At 49.2% G+C, this 18471-nt stretch carries 15 protein-coding genes; 14 read left to right on the forward strand and 1 reads right to left on the reverse strand.

Translation table 11 applies throughout. The features are described from left to right. Positions 1-191 precede the first annotated feature (191 nt). The 8 genes from DWZ61_RS14305 to DWZ61_RS14345 all read left to right on the forward strand — a co-directional run bounded on the left by DWZ61_RS14305 (position 192) and on the right by DWZ61_RS14345 (position 7447). Positions 192-425, forward strand: coding sequence for an NAD(P)H-dependent oxidoreductase (locus DWZ61_RS14305; protein ID WP_243026428.1), 234 nt, complete (start codon positions 192-194; stop codon positions 423-425). A gap of 77 nt (positions 426-502) precedes the next feature. Next, positions 503-955, forward strand: a complete 453-nt coding sequence (locus DWZ61_RS14310; RefSeq protein ID WP_117467023.1) for a hypothetical protein — start codon at positions 503-505, stop codon at positions 953-955. Between the two features lie 889 nt (positions 956-1844). Then, positions 1845-2783 carry a cysteine synthase A gene (gene cysK / locus DWZ61_RS14320; RefSeq protein WP_118539279.1) on the forward strand — a complete coding sequence of 313 codons (939 nt, stop codon included), beginning with the start codon at positions 1845-1847 and terminating at the stop codon, positions 2781-2783. Positions 2784-2907: 124 nt separating this feature from the next. Then, positions 2908-3918 carry an ATP-binding cassette domain-containing protein gene (locus tag DWZ61_RS14325; protein WP_118539281.1) on the forward strand — a complete coding sequence of 337 codons (1011 nt, stop codon included), beginning with the start codon at positions 2908-2910 and terminating at the stop codon, positions 3916-3918. Next, complete coding sequence (locus DWZ61_RS14330; RefSeq protein WP_118539283.1) at positions 3908-4570, forward strand: methionine ABC transporter permease; 663 nt, start codon at positions 3908-3910, stop codon at positions 4568-4570. The genes DWZ61_RS14325 and DWZ61_RS14330 overlap by 11 nt, the downstream gene beginning before the upstream one ends. 89 nt (positions 4571-4659) lie before the next feature. Beyond that, a complete protein-coding gene (locus DWZ61_RS14335; protein WP_118539285.1) occupies positions 4660-5472 on the forward strand; it encodes a MetQ/NlpA family ABC transporter substrate-binding protein in 813 nt (270 codons plus the stop codon). Between the two features lie 274 nt (positions 5473-5746). Continuing rightward, positions 5747-6187: an Rrf2 family transcriptional regulator gene (locus DWZ61_RS14340; protein ID WP_022311798.1), complete on the forward strand. Its 441-nt coding sequence runs from the start codon at positions 5747-5749 to the stop codon at positions 6185-6187. Positions 6188-6547: 360 nt separating this feature from the next. Then, positions 6548-7447, forward strand: a complete 900-nt coding sequence (locus DWZ61_RS14345; protein ID WP_118539287.1) for a DegV family protein — start codon at positions 6548-6550, stop codon at positions 7445-7447. On the opposite strand, the gene DWZ61_RS14350 is transcribed toward DWZ61_RS14345, so the two are convergent. Continuing rightward, positions 7440-8318, reverse strand: a complete 879-nt coding sequence (locus DWZ61_RS14350; protein WP_118539289.1) for an HAD-IIA family hydrolase — start codon at positions 8316-8318, stop codon at positions 7440-7442. The genes DWZ61_RS14345 and DWZ61_RS14350 overlap by 8 nt on opposite strands. Positions 8319-8577: 259 nt before the next feature. On the opposite strand from DWZ61_RS14350, the gene DWZ61_RS14355 reads away from it, so the two are divergent. From DWZ61_RS14355 to DWZ61_RS19785, 6 genes are all read left to right on the forward strand, one after another. Then, a complete protein-coding gene (locus tag DWZ61_RS14355; RefSeq protein ID WP_022311795.1) occupies positions 8578-9021 on the forward strand; it encodes an SseB family protein in 444 nt (147 codons plus the stop codon). A gap of 21 nt (positions 9022-9042) precedes the next feature. Further along, a complete protein-coding gene (locus DWZ61_RS14360; RefSeq protein ID WP_022311794.1) occupies positions 9043-9708 on the forward strand; it encodes a hypothetical protein in 666 nt (221 codons plus the stop codon). Positions 9709-9792: 84 nt separating this feature from the next. Further along, positions 9793-10545, forward strand: coding sequence for an exodeoxyribonuclease III (locus DWZ61_RS14365; protein ID WP_022311792.1), 753 nt, complete (start codon positions 9793-9795; stop codon positions 10543-10545). Positions 10546-10570: 25 nt separating this feature from the next. Further along, the gene (gene addB / locus DWZ61_RS14370) at positions 10571-14002 is read left to right on the forward strand and encodes a helicase-exonuclease AddAB subunit AddB (RefSeq protein ID WP_118539291.1); all 3432 of its coding nucleotides are present in this window, start codon (positions 10571-10573) and stop codon (positions 14000-14002) included. Between the two features lie 115 nt (positions 14003-14117). Next, positions 14118-18161 carry a helicase-exonuclease AddAB subunit AddA gene (gene addA, locus DWZ61_RS14375; RefSeq protein WP_118539293.1) on the forward strand — a complete coding sequence of 1348 codons (4044 nt, stop codon included), beginning with the start codon at positions 14118-14120 and terminating at the stop codon, positions 18159-18161. Between the two features lie 27 nt (positions 18162-18188). Next, a complete protein-coding gene (locus DWZ61_RS19785) occupies positions 18189-18410 on the forward strand; it encodes a hypothetical protein (RefSeq protein WP_118539295.1) in 222 nt (73 codons plus the stop codon). Positions 18411-18471 lie beyond the last annotated feature (61 nt).

Below are 18471 nucleotides of genomic sequence, written 5' to 3' on the forward strand. Positions count from 1 at the left end.
TGTGTTTGCTTTAGCATTTTGTGTTATATTTTATTGGTTTATGTCTAAAAAAACGGTTCATGCGGGACTCAATGTACGCTTTAATGAAGAAAAATAGATTACTTCTGATAACGAAATTCAAAAGTGGGCGAAACAGATTGTAAAATAGTACTCTTACTAAGATTGAAGAATAAAAAGATAAGGTGATGGAAATGAAGATATTAGTATTAAATGGAAGTCCACATCCACAGGGAAGTACAAAAGATATGGTTAATGCATTTAAGAAAGGAGCTGAGAGTGCAGGACATATCGTTGATGTGGTGGATGTATGCAAAAAGAAGATAGGTGGGTGTTTGGCATGTGAATACTGTCATAGCAAGGAAAACAATAAGGGAAAGCTCACCTGCGACAAATCCAGTGTTTTCAAGGGATTGCGGAGAATTTGATAACAAAATATAACAGTTATTAAATTTCTTAAAACAGGTGAAATCTCAATCGGAATTTGACGAAGGAGGTTGATTGTATGAAAAAGTTGATAGCATTAGTTTTAGCAGTGGTTTGTGTGCTTGGCTTGGTTGGGTGCAACAACAAGACAGTCAATATTGATTTGCCTTTTGAGGTAGGTGATGTTGAAAATATAGAAATGTATCACTTTGTTGGAGCACCTGTGTCAGCAGAAAAGAAGGTCATTGTTGCCGAAGAAACCATAAAGAACTTGTATGATATGTTTGAGGGGCTATCCTTGGAACTCAAAGAAGTAGAGGAAACCGCTGGAGCAGAGATAACCAGTTTCAGATTTAACCTTTCTGATGGAACAAGTTATGAACTGATTTATGGTTGCTATGGAGTAAAGACAGGCAATCTGAAATCTTCCACAGATAATTTTGAATACTTTACAAGTGCAGATATTAGCTCTTATTGGAGCAACACTGACTTAGAGGCAGTTCCCGTTGAAGAAAGCGAGTTGCCAAACTAAGCAGAACAATTCCAATTTGTCAATTACATGAGATATTGAAAGAGCCAGTCCACTCAAGGTGCTGGCTCTTTCAAAATTCCAATCTAATAAATTGCACGACAACTTAGAGTAAAAATGAATACTCATTAGCCAGAAATGAATAGAAAATGAATAAAAAGTGGTGTTTCGTATAATTATGAGTTAATATGCATCAGACACACTTTTGTAAAAAGGGAGTTACAATATTTCCCTGAAATGATGTCGGGGCCAAAAGCCCCCGACTTTGATGCCTACGGATTGTTCCGTGCTACGCACTCCCACGTCTCCGCTCCGCTTCGGTCCGTGCTAGACATGTGCCACTGGCACATAGCACCCTACCCAATATTCGCATACCGTGGGATTATCATCCCACTTTTATGCTCATATCGGGGCGGGTCCCAAGGTCTTTCACCCATTTATGAGCAAGCTCATATGGGATTAGACCTTTTGACCCTGGTATCATAAAATATGACAATAACCCAGTAGTCACGACAGCAGGTAAGAATAAGCAGGCCGTAAGCAGACGTCGGTATCATAGCGCCCTAAGGGACACATTGCGCAAGTACTTTTCACGCTTATGTACCGCTACGCTCTGCGACATGAGCGCATCGTACTAAAGTATGAGAGTGCCGCGTTTCTTACCTGCTGTTGTGACTACGGAGACGCAAAAGCGGCTCCTGGCCCCAATGGAGGCTACGGACTAATTGTATAAATCATACCATCTTCTCTCCTCTAGCACAATTCCAAAAAAAATATAAAATAATTGTTGACATTCCTAGCGGAATAGTATAGTATAAAATCATAACATCCCTATCAGATAAGTAGGAAATAGAAAACGAACACAATTTTCAAGTATAAGGAGGATTTCATTATGAGTAAGATTTACACATCCGCAACCCAGCTGATCGGACATACACCCCTTTTAAAAGTAAACAATTACTTGAAAGACCAGAACATTGAAGGTGTAGAACTTCTGGCAAAGCTGGAGTATTTCAATCCCGCAGGAAGCGTTAAGGACAGAATCGCACTGGCAATGATCGAGGATGCTGAGAAGAAGGGCATCTTAAAGGAAGGCTCCACCATCATCGAGCCCACCTCCGGCAACACCGGTATCGGTCTGGCAAGTGTGGCTGCTGCCAAGGGCTACCGGACCATTTTAACCCTTCCCGAGACCATGAGCGTGGAACGTCGTAACCTCCTGAAAGCTTATGGCGCAGAACTGGTACTGACCGAAGGCGCCAAAGGCATGAAGGGTGCCATTGCCAAGGCAGAAGAGCTGGAGAAATCCATCCCGGGAGCCGTGATCCTCGGACAGTTTGATAACCCCGCGAACCCCGCTGCACATGCAGCTACCACCGGTCCCGAGATCTGGGAAGACACCGATGGCAAGGTAGACATCTTCGTAGCAGGCGTAGGTACCGGCGGAACCGTGACCGGCATTGGTACTTATTTAAAATCCAAGAATCCCAATGTGAAGATCGTAGCAGTAGAGCCTGCAGATTCTCCCGTACTTTCCGGCGGACAGCCCGGACCGCATAAGCTGCAGGGTATCGGCGCAGGATTCGTTCCTTCCGTTCTGAATACCGGCATTTATGATGAGATCTTTACCGTTACTACCGATCAGGCATTTACCACCGGCCGCCTCATCGCTCATAAGGAAGGTATCCTGGTAGGAATCACCTCCGGCGCAGCTCTGTATGCCGCAGCACAGATCGCAAAACGCCCTGAAAATGCAGGCAAAACAGTCGTAGCATTGCTTCCCGATTCCGGTGACAGATACCTGTCCACCCCGATGTTTGCAGAAGCTTAAGACGAAATTTGCAGAACTGGACAGACTTGCATTCTTGTGTTAGAATGTATGGCATGGTACTAGGAATTCAAGGAATTTGCGCTTTTCTCCCCCTTAAAAGCACGAACCTGGAATGGAGGAACTTATGGAACCGATCATTCAGATCAAGAATGTAACAAAAACTTTTATAGGTAAGGATAATCAGGTAGAGGCCCTGAAGGGCATCAGCCTGGATATCAACAAGGGAGATATCTATGGCATCATCGGTATGAGTGGTGCCGGAAAGTCTACCCTGGTGCGTTGCCTGAACTACCTGGAGAAGCCCACCACCGGAACTGTTGTGGTAGAGGATCAGGATCTTTCGACCTTGACAGAGGCGGAACTCCGCAAGGTGCGGACGGGCATCGCTATGATCTTTCAGCATTTTAACCTGCTCATGCAGCGCAGTGTCCTCGACAATGTGTGCTTCCCCATGGAGATCGTGGGTGTGAAAAAACAGGCAGCCAGAAAGCGTGCCATGGAGCTGCTTGAGATCGTAGGACTGAAGGAAAAGGCAGACGCTTATCCTTCCCAACTCTCCGGTGGACAGAAGCAGCGTGTGGCAATCGCAAGAGCTCTTGCCAATACGCCGAAGATCCTGCTGTGTGATGAGGCGACCAGTGCGCTGGATCCCACGACGACCAAGGAGATCCTGAAATTATTACAGGACATCAACAAACAGTATGGCATCACCATCGTGATCATCACTCATGAGATGGCTGTGGTACAGGAGATCTGTTCCCATGTAGCCATTATCGATGCCGGAGAACTGGCAGAGCACGGTACTGTGGAGGAGGTATTCTCCAGACCCCAGTCCGCAGCCGCAAGAAAGCTGGTGTTCATGGTGGATCCCAAGGCAAAGGAAATGTCCGGCAAACGCTGCATCCGCATTGTTTTCACTGAGAATTCTTCTTTTGAACCTGTGATCGCCAATATGGTGCTGGAGTGCAAGGCTCCCGTTAATATCCTGTTAGCGGATACCAAGGACATCGGCGGTATCGCCCATGGACAGATGATCTTACAGCTGCCGGAGGATGAAATGGCGGCGAACAAGATGGTTCATTATTTACAGGAGAGAAAACTGGAAGTGGAGGAGTTGAGAGACTATGTGGGATAATGCAACGACTATGATGGTGGTGGAAGGCATCTTTGTTACTTTGTACATGACGTTGGCAACAACGTTTATGGGGTATGTGCTCGGACTGCCGATGGGAATTGCCCTGGTAATTACCGCACCGAAGGGACTTCGACCGAATAAGATTATTTATAAGGTATTAGATGTGGTCGTGAATGTTGTTCGAAGCTTTCCGTTTTTGATTTTGCTGATCGTGATTCAGCCGTTGACACGGATCATCGTAGGAAAAAGCTATGGACCGACCGCAACGATCGTTCCGTTGACACTGTCAGCGGCACCGTTTATAGCCAGAATGGTAGAGTCCTCTCTGTTGGAAGTGGATCACGGCGTTATTGAGGCGGCACAGAGCATGGGAGCGAACCTCTGGACCATCATCTGGAAAGTAATGATCGGAGAGGCAAAGACTTCCCTGATCGTCAATGTAACGATTGCTCTGGGTACGATCCTGGGATACTCCGCTATGGCGGGCATCGTCGGCGGTGGCGGACTGGGTGATATCGCAATCCGTTACGGTTACTACCGTTACGATAGCAGCATCATGTGGGTGACTGTGGTATTGCTGATAGTGCTGGTACAGCTGATGCAATATGTTGGAATGAAGTTATCCAAGAAGCTGGACAAGAGAACCAGATAAGATGGTTTGATAAAAGGTTGAGACAGGTGCAGATCACCTGATTCAATAAAGTTAATATTATGAACGAATGATTTAGGAGGAGAAATATTATGAAAAAGAAAGTAATCGCTTGGATCGCCGTTGCAGCATTGTCCGTGAGCGCACTGACCGGCTGCGGCAGCAAGGGAGCCGACGACAAGACCATTAAGGTAGCTGCAACTGCAGTACCTCATGCAGAGATCCTGGAGGCAGCAAAGCCTCTGTTAGAGGAGCAGGGTTATACTCTGGAGGTTCAGGTATTTGATGATTATGTACAGCCCAATGAAGTAGTAGAGTCCGGTGAGTTCGATGCTAACTACTTCCAGCATATCCCTTATCTGGAGAGCTTCAACGAGGAGAAAGGTACCCATCTGGTAAATGCCGGCGATATCCATTACGAGCCCTTCGGACTGTATCCCGGAACTGAGACCAGCTTAGACAACATTGACAATGCAACTATCGCAGTACCCAACGATACCACCAATGAGGCACGTGCTCTGTTACTGTTACAGGATAACGGTTACATCACCCTGAAGGATGGTGTGGGTCTGACTGCTACTACCAAGGATATCGTAGAGAACCCTCACAACATCACCTTCGTAGAGCTGGAAGCAGCACAGGTTCCCAGAACCCTTCCAGAGGTATCCTTCGGTGTCCTGAACGGCAACTATGCTATGGAAGCAGGCCTGACTGTTGCAGACGATGCTCTGCTGTATGAGAGCGATGATTCCGAAGCAGCCGCTACTTATGTAAATGTAATCGCTGTTAAGGAAGGCAACGAGAATCTGCCTAAGATCAAGGCACTGGTAGATACCCTGAAGTCCGATGAGATCAAGCAGTTCATCAACGACAATTATAACGGTGGCGTTATCCCTTACAAGTAAGGTGAAGTGCCAGTAAAGTAATGCGAAAATCCGGAGAGCATTCCGAGGAATGGGAGGAGATTTTTCCGAACAGCATTCGAGTGGATGCTCTCCAGATTTTTCTGTTGTTTCCACAAATCCTATATGAACTATAGGAAAAAGAAAAATAAAGAAAAAATAAGGTAGAATCTGTGGAAACCATAGAAAGATCGGAGCAGTTTTGAACTGCTTTGGAATAAGCAGGCTGATATTAAAAGTGAAACAGAGCAGGAAGATGCTCGGAAATGAGGATAGGATGAAAATTTCAACCAAAGGAAGATATGCAGTACGTGTCATGCTGGATCTGGCATTGAACAACAACGGAGAGTGTATCAAGGTAAAAGAAATTGCTGCCAGACAGGGGATTTCCGAAAAGTATCTGGAGCAGATCATTGCTGTTTTGAACAAGGCAGGTTATGTAAAAAGCGTCCGTGGTGCCCAGGGCGGTTATCGTATTGCCAAGGATCCGGCAGATTTTACCGTAGGAATGATCTTACGACTGACGGAAGGCTCACTGGCCCCGGTGGCATGTCTGGAGGAAGGCGCTGACATCTGCGAACGATGTGATACCTGTGAGACTCTGGAGGTATGGCAGGAATTGTATGATGCAGTGAACAAGGTAGTGGACGGAGTCACCATTGCGGATCTGGTGGAACGACGGAACAAGCGCCTGGAGAATCTGGATTACTCCATATAAAGATAGGAATAATAGAAGACAATAACGCAGCCCGACAGGAGATCCTGCCGGGCTGTTTTTTGGGTTTGCAAAGAATGAAAGGGGGTCATTCCTGCAGAAAATGTTAACCGGGGGAATGAATGGTTAACAACTCAAGTATATCGAGAGAACTGCCCATTGTCAACGAATGCCGTATGTCGGTTGACAAACTTTCATCGACAAATATCGCGTAATTCGGATTTTTCATACATATAGTTATAAAAACTACATAAAACAGCATAAAACACCACGAAATGAAATATAATAACAAAAACTCATTGCTTTTTACTCCACAACGTGGTAAGCTAAACTCTGCAAACAAGTAGAAAGGTGTATGCGAGAATGAGCGAAGCATTTCATATTATATCAGACGGTTCCTGTGATCTTCCCATGGAGCTGACCAAAGAAAAAGACATTACGGTAGTTCCTTTTTATGTATCTTTTGAAGAGGGGAAATACCAGAAGGAAATGATAGAGATCGGTGTCCGTGAGTTCTATCAGGAAATGGTGGATCACCCGGATGTATATCCGAAGTCTTCCATGCCTTCCGTGCAGGATTATGTAGATGCATTTCTTCCTTTTGTCAAGGCGGGAATTCCCATCATCTGCATCTGTATCACAACCAAGTTCAGCGGCTCCATGCAGTCTGCTCTGAATGCAAAAGCGATCCTGGAAGAGGAATATCCCAATGTACAGATTTATGTCTGCGACTCTACTGTGAATACCGTATTGCAGGGCATCTATGTATTGGAAGCGGTACGCCTTAGAGATGCGGGGAAGAGTTACCAGGAGAGTATCGACCGCCTGAATGAGATCAAGAGCTCCGGCAGAATCTTTTTCACCGTAGGAAATATGGAATATTTAAAGCACGGCGGACGTATCGGCAAAGTAGCCAGCGTGGCCGGCAGCCTGCTTGGCATCAAGCCCATCATTACCTTAAAAGAGGGAGAAATCTTCCCCTCCGGTATCGGCAGAAGCCGTCGCAAGACGGTAGATAAAAATATCGATCTGCTGTTAGCATATTTTGCAGAGGAAAAGGCAGATATTGCCAATTACAACGTCTGCGTGGGATATGGCTACGATTATGAAGAAGCCGTAGAGTTCCGCGACAGACTGGCAGGCAGACTGAAAGAAAAGGGATACGACATCGACACCATTCCCATCTTCCAGATCGGTGCCACCATTGGCGTACACACCGGACCTTATCCGTTGGGAATCGGTGTCGTGAAGAGAGCTATTTAAAATTTATTTCACCCTGGCAGGCATTTAATAATTCCTGCACATTTTCAAAAGCATAGTCCGGCAGATATTGGGTATTCGGCTCCCCCTCTGGAGTCAGAATATCCTTTTTTTGTGCCTCGCCGGTGAAGAGAACACAGGTGTCCACACCACCGTTGATGCCGCAGGCAATATCGGTGTACAGACGATCGCCAACCACCAGAGTCTCCTCGGGAGTGAAGCCGGAGACTTCAAGGCAAAGCTTTACGACCTCTTTGCTGGGCTTGCCCAGATAGATGGGCTGTTTGTCTGTGGTGGCGGTGATCATGTCGCAGATGGCACCGCAATCGGGGATAAAGCCGAAGTCGATGGGGCAGCGCAAATCCGGGTTGGTGCCGTAGAAAGGAACATCCTGGGTGAATAAAACCTTGCAGACTTCGGTAAGTTTTGCATAATTTAATTCACTGTCATAGGCAACGACCACGCAGTCAATGCCGTCCTCGCAGACCTCGGTTACCAAGAGGCCATTCTTTCGCAGTTCCGCCACAAAAGAAGCGGTTCCCAGCACGAAGATTTTCTTGTCTGCATAATTCTCCTTCAAAAAACGCAGCGTCATATAGCCGGAGGTGATGAAATGATCCTCCGTGCTGTCTAGGTGAAATGCATCGTGGAATTTTTTCACATAGTCCAGTCCGCTTTTTGTGGAATTGTTGGTAATGTAATAAGCCCTGCCGCCGATGGCCTGAATGTAGCGGAGAAGATCCGCACTTCCCGCATACAAGGTATCGCCTACGGCAATGGTGCCGTCGATATCGAACAGGAAAAGCTTTTTATCTTTCAGACGAGCCAGCTTTGCGGCATCGCTGTAAATGTGCTTCGGGTCAAAAGTATCCATAATTATCCTCATTTCTAAGCATCAAACGCTCAGGTTCATGTTAGCAACGAATATCCCCACTGTCAAGGAAAAGACGGCTTCTGGAGGGAAACGTGAGTGGAATTGCGGAGGCATTTATGGTATGATGGGCATAGGCATGAGCTGTGTTGCCTGTGGCTCTTATGGAATTCGACAGATTGCATACAAGATTGCGCAAGGGACATGGGAAATAGGATGAAGTGATTTAACGACTACAATTAAAAAGGACAACATTACGGTTATGGACGAAAAGAAAGATAAAGGTTTACAGGGAAATGAGAAAATAGAGGAGGCAATTCTGGCATTACAGCAGGAGCCGACAGAAGAACTTCTGGCGCATGCTCTGACGGTGGTGCGCAGACGTATGCGGGAGCAGGGACAGCTTATCGTGGCGGTGGAACCGCCCTCAGCAGATGTGCAGGAAGCGGTGACACAGGCCGCCGGAACTGCCATGCGCCTGCAGGCGGTGCAGACCTCCGATGGGAAAAAATGGTGGTCGGCCTTCACCGGATTTGAGGAAGAATTAAAGGGAAGCGGCAGCGTAATGTCCACTTTTCTCACGGATATGGAGCAGCTGTTCCGCATGACGTTGACTGCCGATGGTATCGAGGGTGTGATCCTGAATCCCTGGAACCGGACGTTGATGCTGGACAAGCGGTTCCTGCATATTATTCTCGGAGAATAGCAAAAGAGGGAGAAGCGGAGCATGACAGAGAGCTATGAACTGCCCGTGCTTTTTACGGACGATGAATGCAAGGCTTATGCCGCATGGGGCATGAAAAAAGAAAAAGTACTGATGCCGTTTGCCCTGATCACTATACTGATCTATATGGTAGCAACCGTGCTGGTAGTGATGAAGGTCTGGGGTGTGCGGGAGAGTGACCATCTGCTGTTCCAGATGCTGTTGTGGGGTGACTGGATTCCGGAACTGACGGGAGCGCTGGCGGTTTTCATGACGATCCTGTTACTGGGACCGTTGAACTTTATACTGGATAAATTATGGAAAAAACCGGCAGAGCCCATGTGGCTGTGTGTAGTACCGGAGGGTGGGACTGTGAAGGTCACTGCCGTGAGAGGTCTGGAAGGTAATCCTCGTACACCGGCAGAGACCTATCCACTGACGGAACTGGAAACCTTTTTAAACCCGGCGGACAACACGATCTGCTATCAGAAGAAATGGTATCGGATCGGGGAAAATACCATAGAAAATATTTATCCGCCAGAAAAACAGCATCCATGGATGGATCACCCGGAAAATAAAGCCAGCGGCATCATCGATGTACAGAGACTTATGGAGATCCTGAAAGGGTACGAAGCGTCTCTGAAGGCTGCCCGGAAGGAATGTGAATGGATGGAAAAGCACGGCGGATAGAACGAATAGATGACAGAAAAGCGGATAAAAATTATGACCGGGATAAGATGGCATAAGACAAATCAGGAAAGAGGTAGGGAAAATATGAAACTGATCTCATGGAATGTGAACGGGCTGAGAGCCTGCATGCAGAAGGGATTTCTGGATTTCTTTCAGGAAACGGATGCAGATATTTTCTGCTTACAGGAGACAAAATTGCAGGAGGGACAGATCGCACTGGATCTGCCCGGATATCATCAGTATTGGAATTACGCAGAGAAAAAGGGCTATTCCGGCACTGCAATTTTTACAAAGGAAGAGCCCATACAGGTGACTTACGGCATCGGCGTGGAGGAACACGACCATGAGGGCCGGGTGATCACTGCAGAGTATTCGGAGTTCTATTTTGTGACAGTCTATGTACCGAATGCCCAGAGAGAGCTGACGAGACTGGAATACCGCATGCAGTGGGAAGCGGATTTCCTGGCGTATCTTAAGAAGCTGGAAGAGAAAAAGCCGGTGATCTATGCGGGAGACCTGAACGTGGCGCATCAGGAAATCGACCTGAAAAATGCGAAGACCAACCGTGGCAATGCGGGCTTCACTGATGAAGAGAGAGCCTGCTTTTCGAAGGTACTGGAGAACGGATTTATCGATACGTTCCGCTATTTTTATCCGGACCTGACCGGGGTGTATTCCTGGTGGTCTTATATGTTCCAGGCGAGAGCAAAAAATGCCGGATGGAGAATTGATTATTTCGTGGTATCGGAGTGTCTGAAAGACCGGCTGGCGGATGCGAAGATCCACACGGAAATTTTGGGATCGGATCATTGTCCCATTGAACTGGATCTGAAATAAACGGACAGCATAACGGAGGAGACTTATGAGCTTACGTTTCTGTTTTGGCCCTTCCGGGTCGGGCAAAAGCCACAGAATCTATGAAGAGATCATGCAGCGGGCGGCAGAGGAACCGGGCAGGAATTTCCTGATCATTGTGCCGGATCAGTTCACCATGCAGACCCAGAAGGATCTGGTCATGCGCAGTGACCGGGATGGCATCCTGAATATCGATGTCCTGAGCTTCGGCCGACTCAGCCACCGCATTCTGGAGGAAGTGGGGACCAAAGAGATGCCGGTACTGGATGACACCGGCAAAAGCCTGGTGCTGCAAAAAGTGGCGGCGGATCTGAAGGAACAGCTTCCGGCCATGGGAAGTCTCCTGCACAAGCAGGGCTATATCCATGAGGTGAAAAGTGCGATCTCCGAGTTCATGCAATACGGTATCAGCACACAGGATATGGACAAGCTGATCACCAGTGCACAGAAGCGTGGCGCGCTGGCCATGAAACTGAAAGACTTAAAGACTCTGTACCGGGGCTTTCAGGATTATATCAGGGATCATTTTATCACCACCGAGGAGACACTGGATGTACTGCGCAGATCCCTGTCCAAATCAAAGATCTTAAAGGGCAGTGTAGTGGTGTTTGACGGCTTTACGGGATTTACTCCCATACAGAACCGGCTGATCCAGGAACTGATGCGCGTGTGCGCAGAGACCATCGTTACCGTGACCATTGGAGTGGGAGAGGATCCGTATAAAATGGATGGTGAACAGAAGCTGTTCCATCTGAGCAAGAAGACGGTGGCGGATCTGGAAAAGCTGGCAGCGGAGGCAGAGGTAGAGCGGGGAGAGGATCTCTTTGTCAAGGGGGGGCCCAATCGCTTCGCCAAGGCACCGGCATTACACTATCTGGAACAGAATCTGTTCCGGTATCAGTATGAACCGTATGCGGGAGAACAGCAGGAGATCCATATGTTTGAAGCCCTTTCCCCCAGAGAGGAAGTCCACCAGACAGCGCTGTACATCCGGCACCTGATCAGAGAGCAGGGGATGACCTACCGGGACATTGCCGTGGTCATCGGAGATCTGGAAGGATACGCTTCCTATGTGGAAACAGAATTCGGACAGCTGGAGATCCCATGTTTCCTGGACCGTACCAGAGGGATCGTGCTGAATCCCATGATCGAATATATCAAGAGCGCATTGCAGCTGTATATTAAGGATTTTTCCTATGATACGGTGTTTCATTTTCTGCGCAGCGGCATGGCGGATATTTCCAGAGAAGAGATTGATGAGCTGGAAAATTATGTGATCCGCACCGGGGCGAGAGGCTATCGGACCTATAGCCGTCTGTTTACCCGCAGAACGGAAGAACTGCAGGGAAATGCGGAGGGGAGCGAACAGGCGGAAGAGAAGACCTTGGAGCGTCTGAATCGTATCCGGCAACAGTTCATGGATGCGGTGGAGATTCTGCACATGGGAAGCCAGGAAAAGGCTGGAGACTATGTCAGCCATCTGTACGATTTCCTGGAACAGAATCAGGTGCAGCAAAAGCTTTTGAACTATCAGCAGCAGTTTGAAAAAGAGGGAGACTTATCCAGAGCCAGAGAGTATGCACAGATTTACCGGCTGGTCATGGATCTGCTGGATCAGGTCTATGAACTGTTGGGAGAGGAAGAAATCTCCAGACAGGAATTTGCGGATATTTTAGAGGCCGGTTTCGGCGAGATCACTGTCGGTACGATCCCTCAGAACGTGGATCGTATCGTGGTGGGCGATATGGAGCGAACCCGTCTGAAACAGGTGAAGGTATTGTTTTTCCTGGGAGTCAATGACGGAAGTATTCCGAAAAATGCTTCCAAGGGCGGGATCATTTCGGATATGGATCGGGAATTCCTGATTGAATCCGGGACGGAGATGGCACCCAGCCCTAGACAGCAGATGTATATCCAGAGATTATATCTGTATCTGAATATGACCAAGCCCTCAGAACAGCTGTATCTGTCCTATGCCAAGGTAAACAGTGAAGGAAAGGGCATAAGACCGTCCTACCTGATCGATACGGTGCGGAAGCTGTTCCCGGCAATGAGCGTGGAGTATCCCCAGAACCGCAGCCGCCTGGAACAGATCGAGGGCAGACAGGAAGGTGCCAGATATCTGGCGGAGGAACTGCGGGAATATGTGGAAGGAACCCTGCCGGAAGAAGAGAGGCAGGACTTCTATCTCATGTACCGTGCCTACGAGGCGGATGCGGCGGGCAGAGACCTGCTGACCCGGGCGGCATTCCGCAGATACAGGGAGAGCGGTCTGTCCCGGATCGTGGCCAGAGCATTGTACGGACAGCAGCTGGAAAACAGTGTCAGCCGTCTGGAAGCTTATGCTGCCTGTGCCTGCAGACACTTTTTGCAATATGGTCTTTCCCTGCAGGAACGGGAAGAATTCGGCTTCGAGGTTTCGGATATGGGTACGGTATATCATGCAGTACTGGAAAACTTTGCAGGAAAACTTGCAGAATCCAACCTGACATGGTGGGATTTTACGGAGGATTTTGCAGCCAAAGCCGTCAAAGAATCCGTGGAAGCCTATGCGGCAACCTACGGGGAGACGGTATTATACAGCTCTGCGCGGAATGAATATGCCATTACCCGCATGAGCAGGATCCTGACCCGCACAGTGCTGACCTTGCAGAAACATTTGAAACAGGGCAGTTTCCAGCCAGATGATTATGAACTTTCTTTCCGGTTTGCGGAGGATCTGGACAGCATTCATGTGGATCTGTCTGAGGACGAGAAGATGCATTTGCAGGGACGGATCGATCGTATCGATGTGTCGGAAGATGCAGAGCATGTCTACGTCAAGGTCATTGATTATAAGTCCGGCAACCGGAAATTTGATCTGGCGGCATTGTATTACGGTCTGCAGTTGCAGCTGGTGGTATATATGAATGCAGCCATGGAGATGGAGAGCCGAAAGCATCCGGACAAGGAGATCGTTCCGGCGGCACTTCTGTATTATCACATCGATGATCCCACCATAGAGACACCGGTGGAACTCACGGATGAGCAGATCAATGAACAGATCCTTGCAAAGCTTCGTATGAACGGTGTAGTAAACAGTGATCCTGAGGTCGTGGAGCGGCTGGACCGCTATATGCAGGATAAGTCTGTGGTCATTCCGGTGGAGAAGAAAAAGGATGGAAGCTTCAGTGCCAGATCCGGTGTCTTAAGCCGGGAGGAGATGCAGCTGATATCTTCTTATGTAGATGCCAAGATCCGCAGCATCGGACGGGAGATCCTGGACGGAAAAATAGCAGCCAATCCCTATGAGAAAGGCAATGAAGAGGCTTGTACTTATTGCGCCTATAAAAAGGTCTGCGGTTTCGATGGCAGTATTCCGGGCTATGAGAAGAGACAGCTGGAAGATCTGGATAAGCAGGCGCTGATGCAGCGGATGCAGAAGACCGTGGAAGCTTAGGGCAAAGGGTGCCCGGCGGGAGTGTGTGCCTGACAGGAAGCTCGAAGAGAAAGCACCCGCTGCCCGGAGGAACAGGACGGCAACAGGAGAAAAGAAACAGGAACAGAGGTAGCGTATGGGAATGAATTTTACCCCGGAACAGCAAAAGGTAATCGAACTGCATAACAGCAACATTCTGGTATCGGCGGCCGCGGGAAGCGGTAAGACGGCGGTACTGGTAGAGCGTATCATCCGTATGATCTGTGAGGGGGAGCATCCGGCGGACATTGACCGCCTGTTGATCGTGACTTTCACCAATGCGGCGGCTGCGGAGATGCGGGAGCGTATCGCAGCCGGGATCGCCGCCAGACTGGAAGCGGATCCGGGGAATGACCATATCCAGAAGCAGTCCGCCCTGTTACACAATGCCCAGATCACCACGATCGACAGCTTCAGCCTGTTCCTGATCCGGAATCATTTTAATGAGATCGGTCTGGATCCGGATTTCCGTGTGGCAGACGAGGGTGAGATCAAGCTGTTGCAGCAGGAGGTGTTGGGACAGCTGCTGGAGGATGCCTATGCGGGGAAATTTGTTCCGGATGATGTTCCGACGTCCCGGGAAAACCGTGACAGCGGAGCGATGATACCGAAGGAAGCGTCAGGGAATGATTTTGCGGAAGAGGTTCCGGGAAAACGTGACAGCGGGGACCCATCCCGGGAGGCACGGGAACGTTTCCACGCCTGTGTGGAATATTTCTGCCCCGGCGGCAGAGAGAGCGTGCTGGAACAGCATATCCTGAACCTGTCCCGCTATGCCGGAAGTTTTCCCTGGCCTGCAGAATGGCTGGAAGAGCGTAAAAACGATTATGCGGCGGGAGATCTGGATGCCCTGCTGCACAGTGATTACGGACAATATCTGGCAGAGCGTGTGAGCCGTGTCCTGCAAGGGTGTCTGGAAAAACTGGTGGAAGTGAAAAAGCTGTGTGAGCTGCCGGACGGTCCATATATGTATGGAGAACTGACAGAAGCGGAGAGCGAACAGCTGGAACGCCTGGCTGCCTGCAAGGATTTGAAGGAACAGGCAGCAAAGGTTCCAGCAGTGACTTTCGGCCGTCTTTCTTCCAAGAAGGATGAGAGCGTGGATCCCGCCAAACGGGAGCTGGCGAAATCCATCCGTAATAGCGTAAAAGACACGCTGGCGGATCTGACGGAACAATATTTCAAGACACCGTTAGAGTTGGTGGTGGAACAGGGAAAAGCCTGCAGGGAGCCGCTCCGGATGCTGCTTAACCTGGTGCTGGAATTCGACAGAAGGCTTCTTGCGGCCAAACAGGAGCGACATCTGATCGACTTTTCCGACATGGAGCACTATGCATTACAGATTCTGCTAAAACGGGAAAAAGTGGAAGAGACCGGCGATGCAGGGACGGACAGCACCGGTGATACAGGAATGGATAGCACCGGTGTGAAATATGACATTGTGCCAAGTGACGTGGCATTGGAGTATCGCCAGTATTTTCAGGAGATCCTCATTGACGAATACCAGGACAGTAATCTGGTACAGGAATATCTGTTAAGTGCCATCTCCGGGGAAGCGGAGGGACATTATAACCGCTTCATGGTAGGTGATGTGAAGCAGAGTATTTATAAATTCCGTCTGGCCAGACCGGAACTTTTCCTGGAAAAATACGACACCTATCAGGAGAGTGGGGATCTGTGCCGGATCGACCTGGCGAAGAACTTCCGAAGCCGTGTGCAGGTGGTGGATGCGGTAAACGATGTGTTTTCCCGCATCATGAGCCGGGAGATCGGTGGCATTGCCTATGATGATAAGGCAGCATTGTATCCCGGGGCCACATATCCCGCCACAGAGGATCCTGCATACGGCAGTGAACTATTACTGATCCGTAAGCCGGAGAAGGGGGATGGTGCGGAAGGCGGCAGCGGAGAACAGCGTCCCGACGGGGCAAGAGGTCCCGTGGACTATGACAACGTAAGACAGCTGGAAGCACTGGCTATTGCGGCACGTATCAAGCAGCTGAAGGGCAGTCTGAAAGTCATGGAGAAGGCTACGGGAGAATTGCGCCCGGTGCGGTACTCGGATATGGTGATTTTGCTTCGTACCACCAGTGGCTGGGATGAGGAATTCAAGAAAGTACTGGAACAGCAGGGAATCCCTGTCTACATTACATCCAAGACCGGATATTTCGGGGCCCTGGAAGTACAGGAACTGCTGCAGTTTTTACGAGTGCTGGACAACCCGAGACAGGATATTCCGCTGTTCAGCGTGATGCAGTCGATCTTCGGAGGCTTTACCCAGGAAGAGATCGCCCGGATCCGCAGCGGAAGCAAAGGGCATTCCCGGAAGAGAATGACACTGTATGAGGCATTGAAAGAAGTGGCGCAGAGTGGACGGATGGCGGAAGCGGGAGAAGAGGCATCAGCGGGCGAAAGCGCCGGGGAAGAAACCGCCGGGGCCGGACAGTACTGGCAGCGCGCATTGGAAGCTGCAACAGTACCGGAGGACATGGAACCGGAGACAGAACTTTCCCAAAAGGCAGATACTTTCTTACAACGTATTGATCATTACCGTGATCTGACTCCCTTCACCTCCATCCGCGACCTGCTGCAGCGGATCCTGGACGATTACGATTATCTGAACTATGTGACGGCACTTCCTGCTGGCAGCAAGCGCCGGGCCAACGTGGAGATGCTGCTGACGAAGGCTTCTGCTTTTGAGAAGACCAGTTATTTTGGACTGTTCCATTTCATCCGTTATATGGAACAGTTGGAAAAATACGATGTGGATTACGGTGAGGCGGATACCCTGGACGAAAATGCCGATGTGGTGCGGATCATGAGCATCCACAAGAGTAAAGGTCTGGAATTCCCCGTGGTATTTGTCTCCGGGCTGTCGAAGCGTTTCAACATGCAGGATGCGAACCAGTCTCTGATCGTGGATATGGATCTGGGAGTAGCGGTGGACTATGTGGATTCCGGCCGCCGCATTAAAAATAAGACCCTCCGCCGGGCCGTTCTGTCAGCGAAAATGAAGGAGGACAATCTGGCGGAGGAACTGCGTGTGCTTTACGTGGCACTGACCCGTGCCAGAGAAAAACTGATCCTGACAGCGGTGTTGGATAAGGCGGAGGAAAAATGGGAGCTGTCCCGGATGACAGGACAGGAGAAGCTGACCTATCTGGATTTCTGTGAGGCGGGGAGCTATATGGATTTTCTGCTGCCGATCCTGCCTAAGACAGGAATTGCAGTAACAACGCTGGGAACAGAAGACCTGGTGGCAGAGGAGATCAGGGAACAACTGCGCATGGGAGACCGCAGGGAACTGTTGCAGCGTGTGACGGACGGCGAGACTCCTTTGCCTGGGGACCCGGAGGAGAACGAACGAAAGCTTGCGAAACTGCGGGAGCGATTTGCCTATGCCTATCCGTATCCCGGCCTGCAGAAGCTCTATACCAAGACCACGGTATCGGAACTGAAGATTGCGGCCATGGCGGAGAAGGATGAAGCGGCATTTCATACCTTCGAAGAAAAAGAAGTGGTGCCTTATATCCCGGCTTTCCGCAGAGAACAGGAAAAGGTCAGCGGAGCCGTCCGCGGTAACGCGTTCCACCGGACCATGGAACTGTTGGACTTTTCTTATCTGTTTATGGAATCCGGACTATTTGCCGGATGCCCTGGGACTTATGAGGAATACCGTCAGGGCCTGGATACGGACCGGTTACAGGTACGTCTGAAGGAATTCCTGCAGCGGGAGACAGCTTCCCTACGACTGACAGAGGAGTATGCGCAGGCCGTAAGCCTTCCCAAAATCCGGCATTTTCTGGAACAGGAGCTGGCCTACCGCATGTGGAGAGCTTTCGAACAGGGCCTTTTGTACAGAGAGCAGCCCTTCGTGCTGGGCATTGATGCGAAGCGCCTGGATCAGGACCTTCCTGAAGGGGAAAAGGTTCTCATTCAGGGTATCATCGATGTCTTCTTTATAGAAAACGGAGAGATCGTCCTGCTGGACTACAAGACCGATGTGATCGATTCCCTGCAAGCCCTCTGGAACCGCTACAGCGTCCAGATCCAATACTATGAGGAGGCACTGACGAAGCTGATGCAGCTGCCCGTGAAAGAGAGGATCCTGTATTCCTTCTATCTGGAAAAATACGAGTAAAAAAGCCGGAGTAAATGGAGGTTTCATATGAGTCAATATTTTGATTTATCAATAAGAAGGATTGAGATAAAGAAACCAAAAAGAGACTTGAAACCTGTTATTAAATTACAGGATGAAGTTAATAAGACTTTGCTGCATGATGAATATTATTATCCTACAGATGAAAGAACTATACAGGAATGTTTGGATGGTGATTATATCTTATTAGGCGTATATAATGATGTCGGGGTCAAAAGCCCCCGACTTTGATGCCTACGGATTGTTCCATGCTACGCACTCCCACAATCCTACCCAATATTCGCATATCGTG

The organism is Clostridium sp. AF34-10BH (genome assembly GCF_003478095.1).
GTDB classification, from domain to species: domain Bacteria; phylum Bacillota; class Clostridia; order Lachnospirales; family Lachnospiraceae; genus Acetatifactor; species Acetatifactor acetigignens.